Origin of the sequence: Chitinophaga horti (assembly GCF_022867795.2) — a bacterium.
In the GTDB taxonomy this organism is placed as follows: domain Bacteria; phylum Bacteroidota; class Bacteroidia; order Chitinophagales; family Chitinophagaceae; genus Chitinophaga; species Chitinophaga horti.
This window is the reverse complement of the sequence record NZ_CP107006.1, coordinates 172,579-190,604: the sequence shown is the minus strand read 5'-3', so window position 1 is coordinate 190,604 and position 18,026 is coordinate 172,579. Positions and strand designations below refer to the sequence as shown.

The 18,026-nt window shown below is 49.7% G+C and carries 16 protein-coding genes; 9 read left to right on the top strand and 7 right to left on the bottom strand.

Annotated features, from left to right (window positions below; all coding sequences use genetic code 11):
• Window positions 1–129: 129 nt before the first annotated feature.
• Window positions 130–756 (top strand): TetR/AcrR family transcriptional regulator, encoded by a 627-nt coding sequence (locus MKQ68_RS00825; protein WP_264281683.1) that lies wholly within the window; start codon window positions 130–132, stop codon window positions 754–756.
• Window positions 757–907: 151 nt separating this feature from the next.
• Window positions 908–2,062, top strand: a complete 1,155-nt coding sequence (locus MKQ68_RS00820; protein ID WP_264281682.1) for an ABC1 kinase family protein — start codon at window positions 908–910, stop codon at window positions 2,060–2,062.
• On the opposite strand, the gene MKQ68_RS00815 is transcribed toward MKQ68_RS00820, so the two are convergent.
• Window positions 2,063–2,440, bottom strand: a complete 378-nt coding sequence (locus MKQ68_RS00815; RefSeq protein WP_264281681.1) for a VOC family protein — start codon at window positions 2,438–2,440, stop codon at window positions 2,063–2,065.
• A gap of 49 nt (window positions 2,441–2,489) precedes the next feature.
• The gene (locus MKQ68_RS00810) at window positions 2,490–2,936 is read right to left on the bottom strand and encodes a DMP19 family protein (protein WP_264281680.1); all 447 of its coding nucleotides are present in this window, start codon (window positions 2,934–2,936) and stop codon (window positions 2,490–2,492) included.
• A 156-nt stretch (window positions 2,937–3,092) separates the two neighbouring features.
• On the opposite strand from MKQ68_RS00810, the gene MKQ68_RS00805 reads away from it, so the two are divergent.
• Window positions 3,093–5,780, top strand: a complete 2,688-nt coding sequence (locus tag MKQ68_RS00805; protein WP_264281679.1) for an exo-rhamnogalacturonan lyase family protein — start codon at window positions 3,093–3,095, stop codon at window positions 5,778–5,780.
• 65 nt (window positions 5,781–5,845) lie between these two features.
• Here MKQ68_RS00805 and MKQ68_RS00800 read toward each other — a convergent pair whose 3' ends face one another.
• Window positions 5,846–6,055, bottom strand: coding sequence for a hypothetical protein (locus MKQ68_RS00800; protein ID WP_244837350.1), 210 nt, complete (start codon window positions 6,053–6,055; stop codon window positions 5,846–5,848).
• Window positions 6,056–6,352: 297 nt separating this feature from the next.
• Here MKQ68_RS00800 and MKQ68_RS00795 point away from each other — a divergent pair, with 297 nt between their 5' ends.
• Window positions 6,353–6,958, top strand: coding sequence for a DUF6250 domain-containing protein (locus MKQ68_RS00795; protein ID WP_244837351.1), 606 nt, complete (start codon window positions 6,353–6,355; stop codon window positions 6,956–6,958).
• Window positions 6,959–7,349: 391 nt separating this feature from the next.
• Window positions 7,350–7,898, top strand: coding sequence for an RNA polymerase sigma factor (locus tag MKQ68_RS00790; protein WP_264281678.1), 549 nt, complete (start codon window positions 7,350–7,352; stop codon window positions 7,896–7,898).
• Window positions 7,899–8,022: 124 nt separating this feature from the next.
• Here the strand turns inward: MKQ68_RS00790 and MKQ68_RS00785 are convergent, their stop codons facing one another.
• Window positions 8,023–8,799 (bottom strand): NIPSNAP family protein, encoded by a 777-nt coding sequence (locus MKQ68_RS00785; protein WP_264281677.1) that lies wholly within the window; start codon window positions 8,797–8,799, stop codon window positions 8,023–8,025.
• A 96-nt stretch (window positions 8,800–8,895) separates the two neighbouring features.
• On the opposite strand from MKQ68_RS00785, the gene MKQ68_RS00780 reads away from it, so the two are divergent.
• Window positions 8,896–9,156, top strand: a complete 261-nt coding sequence (locus tag MKQ68_RS00780) for a hypothetical protein (protein WP_264281676.1) — start codon at window positions 8,896–8,898, stop codon at window positions 9,154–9,156.
• Window positions 9,157–9,224: 68 nt separating this feature from the next.
• Window positions 9,225–12,194 carry a S9 family peptidase gene (locus tag MKQ68_RS00775; protein WP_264281675.1) on the top strand — a complete coding sequence of 990 codons (2,970 nt, stop codon included), beginning with the start codon at window positions 9,225–9,227 and terminating at the stop codon, window positions 12,192–12,194.
• A 37-nt stretch (window positions 12,195–12,231) separates the two neighbouring features.
• Here the strand turns inward: MKQ68_RS00775 and MKQ68_RS00770 are convergent, their stop codons facing one another.
• The gene (locus tag MKQ68_RS00770) at window positions 12,232–12,888 is read right to left on the bottom strand and encodes an ATP-binding cassette domain-containing protein (protein WP_244837357.1); all 657 of its coding nucleotides are present in this window, start codon (window positions 12,886–12,888) and stop codon (window positions 12,232–12,234) included.
• Window positions 12,885–13,193 carry a hypothetical protein gene (locus MKQ68_RS00765; protein ID WP_244837358.1) on the bottom strand — a complete coding sequence of 103 codons (309 nt, stop codon included), beginning with the start codon at window positions 13,191–13,193 and terminating at the stop codon, window positions 12,885–12,887. Before MKQ68_RS00765 ends, MKQ68_RS00770 begins: the two co-directional genes overlap by 4 nt.
• Before the next feature lie 352 nt (window positions 13,194–13,545).
• Between MKQ68_RS00765 and MKQ68_RS00760 the strand changes: the two genes are divergently transcribed.
• On the top strand, window positions 13,546–15,756 hold the full coding sequence (locus tag MKQ68_RS00760; RefSeq protein ID WP_264281674.1) for a hypothetical protein: 2,211 nt from the start codon (window positions 13,546–13,548) through the stop codon (window positions 15,754–15,756).
• A 112-nt stretch (window positions 15,757–15,868) separates the two neighbouring features.
• Here MKQ68_RS00760 and MKQ68_RS00755 read toward each other — a convergent pair whose 3' ends face one another.
• Window positions 15,869–16,387, bottom strand: coding sequence for a DinB family protein (locus tag MKQ68_RS00755; protein WP_244837362.1), 519 nt, complete (start codon window positions 16,385–16,387; stop codon window positions 15,869–15,871).
• Window positions 16,388–16,553: 166 nt separating this feature from the next.
• On the opposite strand from MKQ68_RS00755, the gene MKQ68_RS00750 reads away from it, so the two are divergent.
• On the top strand, window positions 16,554–17,969 hold the full coding sequence (locus MKQ68_RS00750; RefSeq protein ID WP_264281673.1) for an aldehyde dehydrogenase family protein: 1,416 nt from the start codon (window positions 16,554–16,556) through the stop codon (window positions 17,967–17,969).
• The last annotated feature ends 57 nt before the right edge of the window (window positions 17,970–18,026 follow it).

Below are 18,026 nucleotides of genomic sequence, written 5' to 3'. Positions count from 1 at the left end.
TCCCTTGCTGATACTGCATCTGCGGCAATTGCCCCTAAATCTTGCCCCGATCTGCGCTAATTCAGCTTTCCCGCCGTAAATTTGTTGTAGCCCGTTCCCTTACCTCATCATTCTAAAACCGCATTTGCCATGGAAAAAAGTGAGATCCGCTCTGCGTATGAGCAACATTGGCTGCAAAACGGCAAACAACCCGTTTCTGTATTCGCCTTCTGTCAACCCCTGAACATTACAGAAGGAGCGTTTTATGATCATTACAGTTCGTTCGACGCACTGGAGAACGACATCTGGTTGGGAATTTTTCAAACCACACTGGGCAAGTTACAGCCCGACGAAACCTATCAGCAGTATACTGCGCAGGAAAAACTGCTGGCATTTTACTTTATGTGGGTGCAGGACCTGAAAGAGCATCGCTCCTACATCCTGCTTCAAAAAGGGCGCTTCCTGGTACCGGGTTCGGAACTGCGGCAGCTGGAAACCTTCCGCAGGGCGTTTTATGAATACGCGGCTGACCTCATTCGGGAAGGCTATCAGAATGAACAGATCAAAGAACGCAAGTACATTTCTGACCAGTATGTGCATGGCTTCTGGCTACAGGCGCTGTTCGTTTTACGTTATTGGATCAAAGATACCAGCGAGCGTTTCGAGATGACAGATGCGGCTATTGAAAAAGCGGTGAACCTCAGCTTCCAGTTGATTCGCAGCAATACGCTCGACAGCCTGCTGGACTTTGGTAAATTTATTCTCACCCGCAAATAGAGATCAGTGAACATGAAGGAGCAAAACAATATCCCTACCGGCAAGGTGGAAAGGGCGGGGAAGTTCGTGACCACCGGCCTCAAAGTAGGCGGCAATTATATAAAACACTACACCCGCAAACTGCTGGACCCCTTCCACTACAAAAGAGGAATTGCACCAGGACAATGCGGAAGATATTTACGAAACACTGAGCAACCTGAAAGGCAGTGCGCTGAAAGTGGCGCAGATGCTGAGTATGGACAAGGGTATGCTACCCAAAGCGTACACCGAAAAGTTCACCATGTCTCAGTACAGCGCCCCTCCCCTGTCGGGCCCGCTGGTGGTGAATACGTTCGTAAAAACACTCGGCAAAACACCCACACAATTATACGATCGTTTCGAAATGAAAGCCAGTAACGCGGCTTCTATCGGGCAAGTGCACCGTGCGACTAAAGATGGGAAAGCGCTGGCGGTAAAAATCCAATATCCCGGCGTAGCCAATAGCGTAAAATCCGATCTGCGTATCGTGAAACCGTTCGCCATGCGAATAGTGGGCATGAACGAAGTCGATATGAACCAGTACTTCGACGAAATCGAAACCAAACTGCTGGAAGAAACGGATTATGAACTGGAATTAAACCGCTCGGTGGAACTGTCGGAGCAATGTGCACATATTCCTAATCTCGTGTTTCCGAAGTATTACCCGGAGTTATCGTCCGATCGCATTATTACCATGGACTGGCTGGAGGGCAAACACCTGAAGGAATTCCTGGAAACGAATCCATCACAGGAAGTACGCAATAAGATCGGGCAGGCGCTGTGGGACTTTTACCAGTTCCAGATGCATAAGCTGCGTAAGATCCATGCTGATCCGCACCCGGGCAATTTTCTCTTACGTGAAGATGGCACGCTGGGTATTTTCGATTTCGGTTGCGTGAAAGAAATTCCGGAGGATTTTTATGTGAATTACTTCCTGCTTACCAATGCGGAAGTACTGAAAGATGAAAAGCGCAGGCGGGAAGTCTATCTGAACCTGGAAATGATCCACCCAAGCGATACGGAAAAAGAGATCGAATTTTATTCCGGCTTATTCCAGAAAATGATATCGCTGCTCACGCTGCCGTTCACTGTCGATCGTTTCGATTTTGGGGATGAAGCTTACTTCTCTGAAATTTATGCATATATGGATTACCTGTACAACCTCAAGGAAATACGGGACTCCAAAGTAGCGCGCGGAAGCCGCCATTCGCTGTACGTAAACCGCACCTACTTCGGACTCTATTCCATATTAAGCGACTTAAGAGCAAACATTACCACCGGCTGGTGATCATTTCACCTGGAAGCCAGGATTGTAAATGATGCCGAGAATATTCCCCCACGGATCTTTCACCAACGCCACTTCGATATCGCCTCCCACATTACGCGGCGGGTCATACGGAGTGGCGCCGTGATTGATCAACTCATTATACGCAGTGTTGATGTCTTCTACCCCCCAATACGTTTCCACACCGCCCTGTGACAGCGTTTCCACGTCCGCAGGCGCTGGCTGCAACCCAAGCTCATAACCCGCAATGTTAAACCCAATGTAAAATGGCTCGTCAAAGTAAGGCGCCGTGTTAAATGCTTTACTGTACCATTCTTTCGCTTTATTCATATCCGCCACGCGATATATCACGGTGCGTAGTCCAAGAAACGGGGTGCTCATAATTTAATTTTTATGTTGATGAACTTACAAAAAAACGGCCAGCCTGTAATTACGGCCGGTCCAAAAAGCAGGACACATCGTGCATTAATTTACCGACGTGGTGCGACGCTTCCTGCATAAACGTAACACCCTTCTGAAAGTATTCGATACTGATCGCCTGTAACTCGTTCTTCAATTCATTCTCCGATACAAAGTCACTTTGCAGAAAAGCATGGAAGCGTGGAATATCACCCGTACATCTTTCAATCGCACGCAGATAAAAAGTATGCGTTTGCTGCGCTTCCGACTCCAGCAACAAATCTTCTATTTCAGAGAGGTACTGTCCTCCGGAATTATATAGTAACTGCGCAAATCCGCCCTGGTGAAGATTGTATACGAAAAAGTCCGCCAGCATGATCTGGTTAAATTGTTCAGGCACCTTTTCTGGCCGCTGCTCCTGCATACGTGCTCTGAGTTTGTCTGCCAGGTCGTATAGTGGCTGTTCCGGCTTATCCATATCGCTCATTTTTGTACTCAAGATAAGCATCCCCTGAAAATATTGATTGTTAGTATGACACTTTACTTTGATTTATGTCCCTTTTCGACTACATTTATTCATACCGGCTATTATTCCACGCAACTATTTTGATAAGCTGATTTAATTTTTTCGAGGATGAGTAAACAGAATCGTTTGTCCCGCCGTGCGTTTATGAAAAACTCCATGGTGCTTACCGCCGGTTTGCCGGTACTTTCCGCTTTCGGCCGCAATGATTGGGATCTCAGCGAAAATTTGCAGGTGCCTTTACACTGGCTCGATGGAAAAGCGCCGGGCATTACCTCCGGCGTTACCTGGGGCGTTCCGTGGCCACGGGGCGCTGTAAAAAAAGATCAATTTGTCTTAGAAGATGCTTCCGGTCGTACCGTTCCGCAGCAAAGCTGGCCATTGGCATGGTGGCCCGACGGCTCCCTGAAATGGACGGCCCACGCCATTACTGCACAACCAGGATTAAACGATCGGCTGGTATTGAAACCAGGGCGTTCTTCCAGTGCGGCTAATGGTTTACGAGCCACTGAAACAGCCGATAACATCGTCATCAACACCGGTAAAATCACCTGCGAGCTGGCGAAATCGGGCACGGTACTCGTGCGCAACATCCGCAGCGGCAACCGCAACATAGCTACCAATGGAAAGCTGGTACTGATCAACAGCAGTAATCCCGATACGGAGAATATTACCCGCGACAACTTTACGGGCGAAATCGAAAACGTGGTCCTGGAGCAACAGGGGCCCATACGTGCGGTGGTGAAAATTACCGGTAAACATGCAAATGGTAACCGACGCTGGCTGCCATTTGTGCTGCGCCTATACTTTTACCAGGATAGTGCGGCCATTCGCATGATGCATACGATCATCTTTGATGGCGACGAACAAAAAGACTTTATCAACGGCCTTGGCATCCGGTTTTCCGTACCGCTGGAAACTGCTGCTTACAACCGGCATGTTCGCTTTACCGGCGAAAACGATGGCGTATTTGCTGAAGCTGTTCAAGGGCTTACCGGCTTACGTCGCGATCCCGGTAAAGACGTGCGGCAGGCCCAGGTGCAAGGTAAAGCAACAGCCGATGCCGCTACGTTTCCCGCAACCGTCAAAGACCGCCTGGATTACATACCTACCTTCGGCGACTACACGCTGTCGCAACATACTGCAGATGGCTTCAGTATCCAGAAAAGAACACGCAGTGGGTTCGGCTGGATTACGGCGGCCGCAGGTAAACGCGCATCCGGACTGGCTTACCTTGGCACACCGGCCGGGGGCGTTGCATTCGGCATCCGTAATTTCTGGCAAAGCCATCCTGCGCAGCTGGACATCCGCAACGCTGCTACCGACACCGGCGAAGTAACTGCCTGGTTGTGGGCACCATCCGCCCCGGCCATGGACCTTCGTTTTTACCACGACGGCATGGGGCAGGATACTTTCGCGAAACAGCGGGAGGGGCTGGAAATTACCTATGAAGACTATGAACCCGGATTTGGTACCGCGATGGGCGTGGCCCGCACCAGCGAGCTGCAACTACACATTTTGCCGGCAACGCCCTCCAATGCGGAACTGGCGGAGATCGCTGCTGCGGTACAAATGCCGTCCGTCGTTTCCTTCTCACCGGCGCATTGGCGTAAGGCAGGCGTGTTCGGCAGCTGCTGGAGCCTGTCTCCCACCACCTCGCCGACTACCGAACGCGTGGAAAAGGAACTTGATTTCTTTTTCAATCACTACCATAAAGAAGTAGAGCAGCGCCACTGGTACGGCTTCTGGAATTATGGCGATGTGATGCATAGTTACGATGAAGATCGTCACGAATGGCGTTACGACGTGGGCGGCTTTGCCTGGGACAATTCAGAACTCAGTACCGACATGTGGTTATGGTACTACTTCCTGCGCAGCGGCCGGGCCGACGTATTTCGTATGGCCGAGGCGATGACCCGCCACACGGGAGAAGTGGATGTACATCACATCGGGGGTTTTGCACCGCTCGGGTCCCGCCATAACGTACAACACTGGGGCTGCAGCGCTAAACAGCTGCGCATCAGCACTGCGACAAACCGCAGGTTCTATTACTACCTTACCGGCGACGAACGCGCGGGCGACCTGATGCGCGAGCAGGTAGATGCGGCCAAAACCCTCCGCGACATCGTGCCCACCCGAAAAGTGGGCGCACCGAAAGGCAATCCCACTGGCGATCTGGCTTATGTGTCGTTCGGTACCGACTGGGGATCGCTGGCAGGCGCCTGGCTGACCGAGTGGGAACGTGGCGGTGACAAAATAGCGAAGGACAGGCTGTTGAATAGCATGCAAACCATCGCCTCTCAAACGAACGGCTTTTTCACCGGCGCCTCCCAGATGGAGCTTAGCAGCGGTAAATTCCTTCCCAGCAAAGCCTTTTCTGTATCGCACCTCAGCGCTTCTTTCGGACTTCCCGAGATTTGCCTGGAGTTGATAGACCTGGTAAAGATGCCTGCTTTCGAAAAGGCCTGGTTACAATACTGTGAAATGTATAACGCCAGTGCAGAAGAGCAGCAGGCAGTGCTGGGTCGTAGTTTAGGCAAACTGAACCTGCGGCAGGGACATGCACGCCTCACCGCCTTTGCGGCCAACCGTAAAAAAGATCCGGCGCTGGCGGCCCGTGCCTGGAAAGAATTTGTGAGTTCCCCCGGCGATCTGGGCAATACCAAAACAGTGATCAGGAAGTTATCGGGGCCAGATGTGTTGAATCCGATAGAGGAGGCAGAAGGCATTTCCACGAACGCGGTGGCGCAATGGGGACTAACCGCGGTATTTATGCTGGAGTACCTGCAGGCACCCTAACTGCAAATAAAAAGCGCAGAACAAATGGCGTTCTGCGCTTCTATATTTTATATCAAATGCAACGATTAAAGGCCGCTATAACCGCCTTTACGTGTTGGTTTCCTGATAATGGAAACCCATTTTCGATCTGAAACGTGGGAATTTAAGGCACCAGCTGCTAACTTTTCTTCCTTGCCAACATTAACTGTAAAGCTTGGCACGTCTACCGTTACAACTGCTGTTCTGCCATTTGGCTTAATGGTCTTAACCTGACCGGGGGCATTCAATGTTTGCATAAAAGAAAGGGTTTTTAAGAATTCTGAACTATATAACCATTCACTACTAGAATAAGTACAAAATTGAAGCCACTTTACGCAAGTGGAGTTCTACACCAGAAAACCTGTAAAATGAGCAACGAATTATGGCCGGTCTGTTACTGTCGAGTGGAAAAGGCTCCACAAAATAGGGTTGGTCATCTGCACTGCAAAGGTACACCATTTCATTATCTGATCTTTTAAGTGATGCCAAAAGCGATTCTATATTTTTTACTACAATTCGTAATACTAACATCAGCAGCACAACCGAAAAAACGGTTGCTGTACAAAGATGATTTCACTGCGGTACTGGATACAGCGAAGTGGGTGGTGGAGGCCGCTCCGGACGATCTTTCCGGTGTGATAGCGCGGCAGGGGAAGCTGATATTAGACACGAAGGGTGGTGTGACCGTGTGGTTTAAGCCTGCGTTGACCGGTAACTATTGTATAGAATTTGACCGGACGATCCCTACTAGCGGAGGCAACCATAACCGCCTGTCCGACATGAACCAGTTTTGGCTGGCGACAGATCCGCATCGTTCTGACCTGTTTACCCGTAATGGTGTTTTTGAAGCGTACGATTCGCTGCGCATGTTTTACGTTGGAATGGGCGGCAATTACAATTCCACCACCCGGTTCCGGCTATACGAAGGGGACGGGCGCAAAACTTTACTGCAGGAAAAAAATGACAGTGCACATTTGTTGCAGGCGGACGTTACCTATCATATTCGGATTATTGTACAAAAAGATTCTACGAGTTGCTGGGTAAATGGCGAGCGGCTGTTTCATTATAAGGATAAGAATATACCAACCAAAGGGCATTTCGGCTTTAGAAGTACGTGGTCGCACCAACTAATCAGCCGTTTCAGGATTTACCGGCTATAATTTCTACTTTTTTTCCGATCTGCTATAACATTTCCACTTGTTCCTACGTCTTTTATTACGATACCATCAGCCGCATTTTGCGAATGCGGCTGTATATCCCCTAAGGGAAGGCTCCTTCTGACTCCAATTTACAGGGCATTGTATCAGGTAAAAGTGATGGTTTTGGGAAAAACTAGTACACCACTGGCGCCTGACTACAATGCCCTTTTCTTCGTTCTCCCTGCCAACACATACATTATACATTAAATAAAAAATTATGCAGATATTAAATCTCATACCATTATCACTACGTATATAATAATATCCCAAGCCATCACTTTTTATTTCTCAGGAAATTATTTCGCAGAGGTAAGCCGGTTAGCTATCTGTTAACTTGACAAAAATACAAGCTATGCCCACAGTTGTAGGTCCTGTAGCGAGGAGGGTTACTTTTGACGAAGCCCTCAAAGACATTTATCCCGTAGTTCGTAATGCAGTAAAAAAGACTTTAGGGACTACCCACAACGACGTCGACGATATTACACAGGATGTAATGGAACTGATGGTCCGTATTTTCGACACGCCTATTTACGCACGTATTGAGAATCCGAAGGCGTTTTTTTACACCGCTGCCCGCAACCGTGCGATCAGCAGCATCCGGCAAACCATTGACGCCCGCGCAAAGTGGGAAACGTATGTGGCAAACGCCAAACATCCTGTGATGGTGATCGACCTCGACTTTGAAAACATTCCCTCTCTTTTCCGGCAGCTGTACCATTACCGCATTCCCACGTTAATGCAACCGCGACGATGGATGATATTCGAGTACCGTTACGCATATGGGTTAAGCACAAAGAAAATTGCGGAGATCATTGGCAGGTCCGACGATGTAGTGCGTTTCCAGTTATCCCTGGCCTCGGGCGAAGTGATCAGTGCTATGCGGCGCATTTTACATCCGTAACTTTTTTCTTTTCCCTATAACACCACCTATCCTTTTTACGACATTAATCTATACCAACTATACCGCTGACGGCGGAACTATTAACAGGCACAAAAAAGCCGGGCCCATGCCCGGCTTATCTTTTTTAAAGATCTGAATAAGCTTCCGGCCGGAGCAGGAACTTATCGATATGGGATACATTATTTTTGTAAGATTCAATGCCGGATAATTTCTTCCAGTCCGGATCGGCACCAAAAGCTTTCCAGTGCGCCTCGCGTTCGGTGTTATTATTAAAGCTCGTCATGTACATAAGGTTAGGCATGTGACTGCCGGCAATTACTTCACCATAGAACACCGCGTTAAAACCCAGTTTTTTGAAGATGCCAATCTCATCGCCCTTGTTAAACATCTGCACCTTGTTCCTGAAATATTTCTCGGTAGGGCCTTCGTAGCTGCGCAGTTCGTATACGCGTTCGCTTTTAGGGGAAGTGAGTTGCGGCACCGCCAGTTCAGGCATACCTTCGAATGCCTGTAACATAATACTCTCTAACCGGGCGAAGGGCACATTATTGTGGAGGGCATCGATGTAATCGGCGCCGGACTGCTGAAAGGCTTTGTCGGCCTCAAGTTGCTTTTCCAGTTTTCCGAATTGCTCCAATGTGCGGAATGGCAGCAGTACATATACACGGAGGTCAGCTGTATCCTGCTGTACGGGTTTGAATACACCCACCTGCTTGATGCCGGCGCGGTGTAAGGCCGGAACGTAAGCATCGCGCAGGAAGCTGGCCACGCGTTGTTCCTGGGCGGCGGACTTCAAATGGTAGATTTTGAGCTGGTAGTACTGACGTGCGGGGGCTTTATCGCCGGCGAATGAACCAAAGGCCACAAGCAGGCAGATCAGCGAAAAGAGTAGTTTCTTCATATCATGTTAAAAATAAGATGTGTTCAAAATAGTGCAAAAAAACGGCCGAATGATTAATTTGTGATGAGCAGCTTATACACCCATAAAGAAAACGATTTGAAAATAGCACCTGATAAATGGAGACACTTTTACGTAGGCATTGCCATGGGCGCTGTGCTGCAAATCGCGGCCGGCTGGTGGTTCGCTACACTCCTGGCCGCCACAATAGCGGCTTTTATAGTATCGTGGCTCATTAGCTACGGCTTCGAGCTGTTTTCGCTGGTTACCGGATACGGCCACTACGACTTTATGGATGCCGTTGCGTCAATGATCGGCGCCATACTGGGCATGGCCCCCGTGTTTATTTGGCAATATTGACAGTACAGCGGCTTTTCAGTACCTTCAACTAAATATGCTAACTACCCAATCCACCATTATTTAAACTTATGAGAGTAAGAAAAAACATGTTTACGCTCGCACTGGCCCTGCTGGCGCAAACAGCCGTTATGGCACAATCCAAACCCGACAGCGCCAGAACGCCGAAGGCTATGAGCTGGAAGGACGTTTCCTCCTGGCGCTCCGTAAACCCTGGCACCGTCACACTTTCTGCCGATGGTAAATGGGCTGCCTACGCGCTCACCACCAGGGAAGGCGATGGTGAACTGTTTGTGAAACGCGTGAAGGACACTGCGCAAAAACAGTATGCCATTGGTAACCAGGCAATGCCGCAGTTCAGCTTTTCGGAAGATGGCAAATGGCTCGCTTACAAAGAAGCCGTTTCTTTCAAGGAAAGAAGAGCCGCAAGCAAAACGCCCGGTAAAATGCTGTTCGACAAACTACACATCGTAGAACTTTCCTCCGGCAAAAAAACTACCTTCGAAAAAGCTGGTAACTTCAGTTTTAACGGTAAAACCAGCAGCCATATCGTGATCAATATGGCGAAAGAACGCAGCGGCCCCGACGCCCCGCAAGGCAGCGACCTGCTGATCGTGGAACTGTCCAGCGGTAAAAGCCAGAACATTGGTAACGTAAGCGAGTTCCAGTTCAATAAACAAGGCGACCTGCTGGCCTACACCATCGACGCAGCCGGACAAGCGGGCAACGGCGTATACCTTTACACCGTGGCTAATCGCAGCACCTCCGTACTGGACAACGACAAAGCCAGCTACAAATCCCTCGGCTGGACGCGCGACGGCGACGGCTTTACGCTTTTGAAAATGGTGAAGGACGAGAAATACAAAACGGAGAAAGGTGCCGTAGTAGCGGTAAAACAATTCACCGGTACACCCTCGGTTACCATCTATGATCCACTAAAGGATTCGCTGAACTTCCCTAAAGGCAAAACCATCAGTGCCAACCGCAAACCGGTGTTTGCAGAAGCCCTTGACCGTGTGTTCTTCGGCATCGCCCCACTGGAGCTGGCGAAGAAAGAACCTGCCAAAGCCGATACTTCCGGCAAAGCGAAACCGGCCAAACCATCTGCAGAAGCAGAACTGGCGCGCCTCAGCAAGCTGAAAAGCGATACCAGCATCAAATCGCTCGACGATCTGAAGAAAGCGATCGCTAAACTGGATACGACCAAATCACCTGTAGCACCCGCTACGGCCAACAAGGACGACATTCCTAAGCCGGACATGGTGATCTGGCATGGCAGCGATAAACGCCTGCAAAGCCGCCAGCAGGTGACTGGCAGCACCGATAAAAACTATACCGATCTCGCCGGCTTCGACCTCGCAGCCAAAAAGTTCGTACAGTACAACGACAGCTCTATCAAATCCATCACCGCCTTCCCGAAACAAGTGTATGCGTACGCGGTAGACGGTCGTGCGTATGAACTGGACCAGAACCTGGACGGCCAGAACTATGTGGATATCTACATCGTAGACCTGAAAACAGGCGCGCGAGAAAAACTGTTCGACAAGTTCTACATCCCTTCTTACTCAAGCGTACCGCAGGGCTCACCGGACGGGCAGAAGTTTGTATACGGTAAGGATGGTCACTACTATGTCTACGACATGGTAGCTAAAACGAACACCAACATCACCGCTAGCATTCCTACTTCTTTTGTAAATACAGAAGACGATCACAATGTAGTGAAACCACTTACACCGGTGGTGGACTGGAGTAGCGACAACAAATACCTGCTCATCCAGGACCTGTGGGACGTATGGCAGGTGCCGGCCAATGGCAAAGGCAATGCAATTAACCTTACAGGTAATGGTCGCAGTCAGAAAATCCGTTACCAGGGCCGGTTTGTACTCGACCCCGAAGAAAAAGGCATCGATCTTAAAAAGCCGATCTACTTCCGCCAATATGGCGAGTGGACGAAAAAAAGCGGCATTGTTCGTTTGCAGGCGGGCAAATCCGGCGCAACCGTGCTTAACTGGGACGATGCATTTATTTCCGGCTTGTCAAAAGCGAAGAACGCCGATGTATACATGTATACCAAAGAAACGTTCAGCACACCAACCGAATTTTTCGCGGGTGATGCATTGCTGAAAGATGTGGTGCAGATCACGAAAAACGCGCCAGACCTCGGCAAATACGCCTGGAGTGCAGGTACGCAACTGGTTGACTATGTTTCTGACAAAGGTGATACACTGCAGGGTACCCTGTTTTTGCCAGCCGGTTATGTGCAGGGTAAAAAGTACCCGACGATGGTGTATTATTATGAGAAATTATCACAAACGCGCCATAACTTCTCCGATCCCGGCTTCCCTGGTGGCGGCTGGCACCCGGGTATGTACACCAGCAATGGTTACGCAGTGTTTATTCCGGATATCGTGTACAAAATGGATGATCCGGGTATGAGCGCTGTATGGTGTGTGTTGCCGGCTGTGAAAGCGGCTATCAAAACCGGCGTGATCGACGAAGAGCGTATGGGCATTACCGGTCATAGCTGGGGCGGTTACCAGACAGCCTTCCTGTCTACCCAAACCAATATGTTTAAAGCAGCAGCAGCCGGCGCCGCGCTTACCAACATGGTGAGCATGTACGACCTGATCTACTGGAACAGCGGTGGCGGTAATATGGCGATATTCGAAGCTTCGCAAGGCCGTTTCAAAGGCGCGCCATGGGAAAACTGGGATTCGTACCTGCGCAACTCTCCTATCTATCACGTAAAAAAGGTAAATACACCGATGCTGATCCTGCATAACGATAAGGACGGCGCCGTCGATTTTACCCAGGGCATTGAATTTTACAACGCCCTGCGCCGACTGAAAAAACCGGTGGTAATGATACAGTACAAAGGCGAGAACCACGGTATCGCTAAAACCGAAAATCGTAAGGACTACGCCGTTCGTATGATGGAGTTCTTCGACCACCACCTGAAGGGCAAACCCGCCCCGGCGTGGCTTGACAAAGGCATTGATATGCTGAAACTCGATGAAGAGCTGGATGAAAGAAAGTTCTGATAACTTAGAGAGCAGGCCATTTAAGCCTGCTCTTTTTTTATAGCTTAATGTACCCACTGGCCTCCAGGTCCGCCGGCGTATGCACGACGCTCATCTGCCCGTTTACCAATACCATTTTTGTATCCGCTGCCGGGAAGAGCAATTCATACTGATGATCGGTGATAATAAATCCCGTTTGCGCTTTTCGGCTTTGTATCAGCTGTAGTACTTTTTCTGCATGAATAGGCGACAGATAAAGAAATGGTTCATCGAGCATCACAAAAGCGCTGTTGGACATAACCACGAGCAATATTTCCAGCAGGCGGCGCTCACCGGAAGAAAAACTGCCGACGCGCTGTTGCAGGCGGTCCGTAAATTCTGGGAACTCTCTGAGCAGTAATGCTTGCGTTATTCCGTAATCAGCCAGCACGCGGCGTACGGTTAATCCGGGCGGCGTAAAACTGTAAGCCGGCAAATAGCGCAGCAGGTGCGGGTGTTGATAGGGCACTTTAAGATACTGCCCGTCTATCCTCGTCGTGCCGCTTTCGGCCGTGAGGCTGCCATATATAACGTTCAGCAGGCTGCTTTTGCCACAACCATTCCGGCCGAACAACGCTACGATACTCCCCGTCTCCGCCATCATCCATCCACCTTTAAGAATATTGCGGCCGCTTACCTCAAAGAAAATACTATCTGCCTGTAAGGTATGTTTCATCGGATGGCGTTTATAAAAATGAGTAAGAGGATGAAGAGCAGCATATCCACGCTTAAACATATGACCCATAGTCTGGTGATGGATTGGCCGAGGTTCCTGTAGTAATAGAATTGCTTCTTTTTATTGCCGTTGGTAAAAAAAACAACCAGCGCCATTACCATCACTTTTATCCATACGAGCCAGGGAATTGTACCGGTCCCGAACTTCCAGAGGCTGTAAGCACTCGTACATGCGAGCACGAATGATACTACGGCAAAGTAGCGGGCAAAAGAGCCATACAGGCGAATGCTTTTTTGAGTGATCATAGTTTCATTTTATCCCGTGTCATTTGCAAAAACATGGATGTACACACGGCTTTGCAGTTGGAGATGATCTCAAAGTAATCAACTTTTCGATAAAAAAGTGACAACATACAAACTGCGGTAAACCACAGGAGAAGCCTACTGGGCTTGAAATTGCGTAAAAATACGCATTGCCATATCAAACTAATCCCTACCTTTGTGCTTCGAGAGCATGGCATACTAACAGCAGCTTAGCGAAGATTAATCCCCAAAATGTTCGTTTCCTTTATTTAGCAGATTTTTTTCCTGTCGCCCCAAAAACTGAGTCAAGACAGGAGCGCTTGTTTTATTACGATAACCTCAAAACTCCAACACCATGGAAAAACTGAAGATCCCCAATCTTTCGGCGGGACAACTGTCTGAACTACTCAACACGAGGCAGACTTTTTTACTTAATCGCTTCTTCCTGAAAGCTGCAGCAGCGCAGTCGATCACACACTGGGAAGAAATTACCTGCGTGGGCTACAACCCGGAGAAAGCAAAACTGGAAGCCATCGTCAGCATTAAACAAGCCGTGGGTTATAGCGGCGGTTTATGTACGAATGGCTCCAAAGAGTACGTACGTTTCTTCGTCGATTTTAAAGATGGCAACGGGTTCCAGGATATGGGCTACTCCAGCTTTAAAGTGGCCGACATTTCAGAAGTGCCCGCAGGCCCGCAACATCCGTTAAAGTACATGACCCACTTGTTTATTGATGATGAAAAATATCGTCGCTTTCTAAATTGCGACACTGCTGTTATTCCCACCGTACGGGCAGTATTGTCATGGAACAGCATTCCATCCACTAACCCCAACGATACGCCGCATTACGGCAATGTGCTGAATGCCGACATCCAGCTGAAACGAAAAAGACTCATCATCTGGAAAGATATTTTTGATGCGTTGCAGGTAAAAGAACTGCCCGACTTCCTCAAAAACATCAATTTAAAAGCAGAAGTTAATATACCTACGCCGCCCCTTCCGCCCATTCAAACACTACATGCAGCCTACCAGAGAGCGAAGGTGCCGGATCATCGCACCTTCTTCTCCGCGGTAGCGCCGTCGATCAAAAATGGCATCAAGTTTAAAAGCCTGACCAGCTACAATCTTGCAGAAATTCAAAAGTTGCAGGTGGATATCAAGTCTATCGCAGACTTCCTGATCAAACCTGTCGGGCAAGCGGATGTGACTTTTGAAGAATTGATGTGTGTAGGACTCAACACGCCGCTGGATACGCTCGGGGCCGTCATCAAAATCAAGAAGAACAGTGGTTTCAGCGGTGATCTTTGCACCCAGGGTTCGCAGGAGCATGTGGCTTTCTGGGCCGATTGGGACAACAATGGTTCTTTTGATCAGTACCTCGGTACGGCCAGCATTAAAGTGCATGACATTGGCAACATCCCTGCCGACGGCCTGTATTACAATGTGGACCTTCCCATTAGCCTGCACCAGCGCCTGAAGAGCTGCGTAACTCCTAATGTGATACGCATTCGCGCAGTACTTTCCTGGCAATCACTCCCATCTACCACCGACCCTAACGCTCTTAACACCTGGGGCAACCGCGTAGATGCCGTAGTGCAGATTCGTCCGGCCCAGGCGGCACGCGTAGAAGCGGAACTGACACACGTAGGCAGTGTGGACCGCGACCTTATAGACCCGGTAAGCTTCCTGGTAAATGCCGACACCAGCAATCCGACCATGCAGAACAACCGTCCGTACGGCGGTTGGATCAGCTTTAACGGTATTATTAACCGCAACGGCTTTAACGGTATTATCAAGTATAAGCTGGAGTACAAAAAATTCGGGGCGGCCGACAGCACCTATGCGTCTGTCTCCACCGCCGAAACCTTCCAGATGATCGACTTTACGCCCGATCCGAACCTGGAATATGCAGATACCCAAACGCCCGCGGATGGCTGGTTTATCTACAAAGAAAATCCGGCTATCGGCCTGTATAACCAAACTCATTACCTGGGTGGCTGGAGTACCGGCGGACTGGCGGACGGCGCTTACACCATTCGTTTCACCTATACAGATGCGTTAGGCCTGGAGCAAGTGGCAGACACCTTCTCGGTGATCGTTAACAACGAACCAATGAGCATCAGCACCACTGCGAACCTAGCGGTAGATATAACCAAAGACCTCGACCTGGTGATAGATGGCGGCGACTGTCATTGCTACGACAAAACTGCTACCAATCATACTGTAAACGGTCACCTGCGCGCCGTACATCCTTACTTTGCCCTCTGGTCGCTCGATCTGCAGCCGGCATCGCATACGAACGGCACCGTGCCTGATCCGGCCAGCCGTTATTACGATGCGTTGCCTAACGCCGGCGACATTGGCAACCTGGGCGACATAAATGATAATGGTGACGAAAACGCTGCATGGAGTGTGGATGTAAGCGCCATGGACAATTGCGGTTATACCGTGAGCCTGGCTGCGCGCACCCGCGTCATCCTCAACAGCTCCACCACCTTCCCATGGTATGGTGTAAAAGCGGTAGGCTTCTCCGTAACTGATAAGTGCCCGCTGAATAACGCATAACCTGTTAACTGCATACCTTGTGGGACCGGCCTTTGGGTCGGTCCCTTTTTTTGTAGCCAACGATGGAACTTTTCTCAACCGCCGTTGTGTCACTCCCTTCAGCGACCGTTCGCTACTTCCCATACACGTTATAAAAGTTGTAATCCGTCATCGGCGCATCTGTAAACCCAAGCTGTCTGCCGATCGAGATCACCTGTCCACGATGATAAGTGCTGTGGTTCACCACCTGTATGATGTATTCAAAGTTCTGAAAGTCACATTCGAACCAGGGGTTTACTACGAGGTTACTAGCTTCAATATCTTCCGTATCCAGACTGTCGATGTAATAAGCCAGTTCTTCTGACTGATCAACGATCGCTTCGAGAATGTCGCCGGTAAATTCCTCCGGAATGAATGGGGCTTCACGTTTGATCATGGCCAGCCAATAACACTGCGTTTGCCACATGTGTACCAGCGTTGAGCGAATACTGGGAAAGCTGGAGGCGACTTCCTGTTCGAGCAAATACGCAGGTTTCGTGCGCAGCCATTTCACCAGGGTGCTGGCGGCCCAGAAATTATAGTTCGCATAATTTTTCATGGCAGTGGCAATAGAAGCCTGTGCAACAGCGGGGGTAGGTATTTCCTGTATCATGGTGTGGTGTGTTTTGTTGATACAAAGTAAATACCGGCTAATGACAACAGTATGTCAGCAGTGTTTCGTCTTTTTTTGAACTTTTTAACAAAGTAAGATTGGATCTTTCAACAAACCAGCGAGGGGCGTATTGGCGGTAGCTTTGTTGTAACAAAACAAGATGATTATGAAAACGATCGATAAGATTTACATCAACGGACAGTTTGTGACACCGCAGGGCACCGACACTTTTAAACTTTACAATCCTGCTACGAACGAGCAGACCGGCACCGTAGTACTAGGCAATGAAGAAGATACCCGTGCCGCCATCGCCTTCGCCAAAGCTGCATGGCCAGGCTTCAGCCGCAGCACGAAAGCGCAGCGTATTACCTGGTTGCAGCAAATGCATGAGGCCCTGGCGAAACGCCGCGAGCAACTGATTGACGCCATGGTAAACGAATACGGCGGCACGCTGCAATTCACCAGGGCGAGCATCAATATGGCGATCAACAATCCCCGGGAAATGATTAACACCCTGCAGCACTTCGAATTTGAACGCACCGTGGGGCAGTCGCGCGTACGCCTCGAATCTGTGGGCGTGGCGGGCATCATCACCCCGTGGAACAGTAATGCAGGTTTTATCACCAGCAAGTTGTCTGCCGCCGTGGCCGCAGGTGTTACCTCGGTCATCAAACCCAGCGAAATGAGCGCCCAACAAACCCAGATCGTGATGGAAGCCTTACACGAAGCGGGTCTGCCAGCGGGCGCCTTTAACATTGTAAATGGTCTGGGCCCTGTAGTAGGCGCCGAACTGACCCGCCACCCCGATATTGCGAAGATCTCCTTCACAGGATCGACTGTAATAGGTAAAACCATTGCCCGCGACGCAACGGCTACGCTGAAACGGGTAACGCTCGAATTGGGCGGCAAGTCACCCAATATATTACTCGACGACGCCGACCTCGAAAAAGCTATCCCACTCGCTATTGCCGCAGCCTATAACAACAGCGGCCAGGCCTGCATTGCTGCTACCCGCCTGCTCGTACCCGAAAAACACCTCGAAGCCGTTAAAGCACTGGTTAAAACCACCGTCGAAAACATCAAGGTAGGTGATCCTGCTAAAGAAGAAACCGCAGTTGGCCCTATGGTAAGCCTTAAACAATACGAAAGGGTGCAACAATACATCCGCCTCGGTTTGGAGGAAGGTGCGGAGTTACTCGTTGGCGGCATCGGCCACCCGGAAGGACTGGAAGCCGGCAACTTTGTGAAACCTACGGTATTTGTGCAGGTGAATAACAAGATGCGTATCGCACGCGAGGAAATATTCGGTCCGGTATTATCCATCCTCACCTATAAAGATGACGCAGAGGCGGTGGCAATCGCCAATGACACCGATTACGGCCTGGCGGCTTATGTAAGCTCGGCGGACGAGCAACGGGCCTTACACATTGCGGCGCAGCTGCATGCCGGCCGCGTGATGGTGAACGGTTTCAAGCATGATCCGCAGGCGCCATTCGGCGGTTTCAAACAATCTGGCTTAGGCAGGGAGTTTGGCGCATACGGACTGGAAGCCTACCTGGAGCCGAAAACCATATTGATATAAGTATTAATTTCATTGGCCGGGAATCGAGTGTTTCCGGCCTTCTTAAAATCACATGCT

Bases quoted from the DNA above. Each gene is read 5' to 3' on its own strand.
- MKQ68_RS00825 (WP_264281683.1), top strand. From the start codon at position 130: ATGGAAAAAAGTGAGATCCGCTCTGCGTATGAGCAACATTGGCTGCAA.
- MKQ68_RS00785 (WP_264281677.1), bottom strand. From the start codon at position 8,799: ATGAAGAAACTACTCTTTTCGCTGATCTGCCTGCTTGTGGCCTTTGGT.
- MKQ68_RS00805 (WP_264281679.1), top strand. From the start codon at position 3,093: ATGAGTAAACAGAATCGTTTGTCCCGCCGTGCGTTTATGAAAAACTCC.
- MKQ68_RS00760 (WP_264281674.1), top strand. From the start codon at position 13,546: ATGGAAAAACTGAAGATCCCCAATCTTTCGGCGGGACAACTGTCTGAA.
- MKQ68_RS00765 (WP_244837358.1), bottom strand. From the start codon at position 13,193: ATGATCACTCAAAAAAGCATTCGCCTGTATGGCTCTTTTGCCCGCTAC.
- MKQ68_RS00800 (WP_244837350.1), bottom strand. From the start codon at position 6,055: ATGCAAACATTGAATGCCCCCGGTCAGGTTAAGACCATTAAGCCAAAT.
- MKQ68_RS00755 (WP_244837362.1), bottom strand. From the start codon at position 16,387: ATGATACAGGAAATACCTACCCCCGCTGTTGCACAGGCTTCTATTGCC.
- MKQ68_RS00770 (WP_244837357.1), bottom strand. From the start codon at position 12,888: ATGAAACATACCTTACAGGCAGATAGTATTTTCTTTGAGGTAAGCGGC.
- MKQ68_RS00775 (WP_264281675.1), top strand. From the start codon at position 9,225: ATGAGAGTAAGAAAAAACATGTTTACGCTCGCACTGGCCCTGCTGGCG.
- MKQ68_RS00815 (WP_264281681.1), bottom strand. From the start codon at position 2,440: ATGAGCACCCCGTTTCTTGGACTACGCACCGTGATATATCGCGTGGCG.
- MKQ68_RS00810 (WP_264281680.1), bottom strand. From the start codon at position 2,936: ATGGATAAGCCGGAACAGCCACTATACGACCTGGCAGACAAACTCAGA.
- MKQ68_RS00750 (WP_264281673.1), top strand. From the start codon at position 16,554: ATGAAAACGATCGATAAGATTTACATCAACGGACAGTTTGTGACACCG.
- MKQ68_RS00790 (WP_264281678.1), top strand. From the start codon at position 7,350: ATGCCCACAGTTGTAGGTCCTGTAGCGAGGAGGGTTACTTTTGACGAA.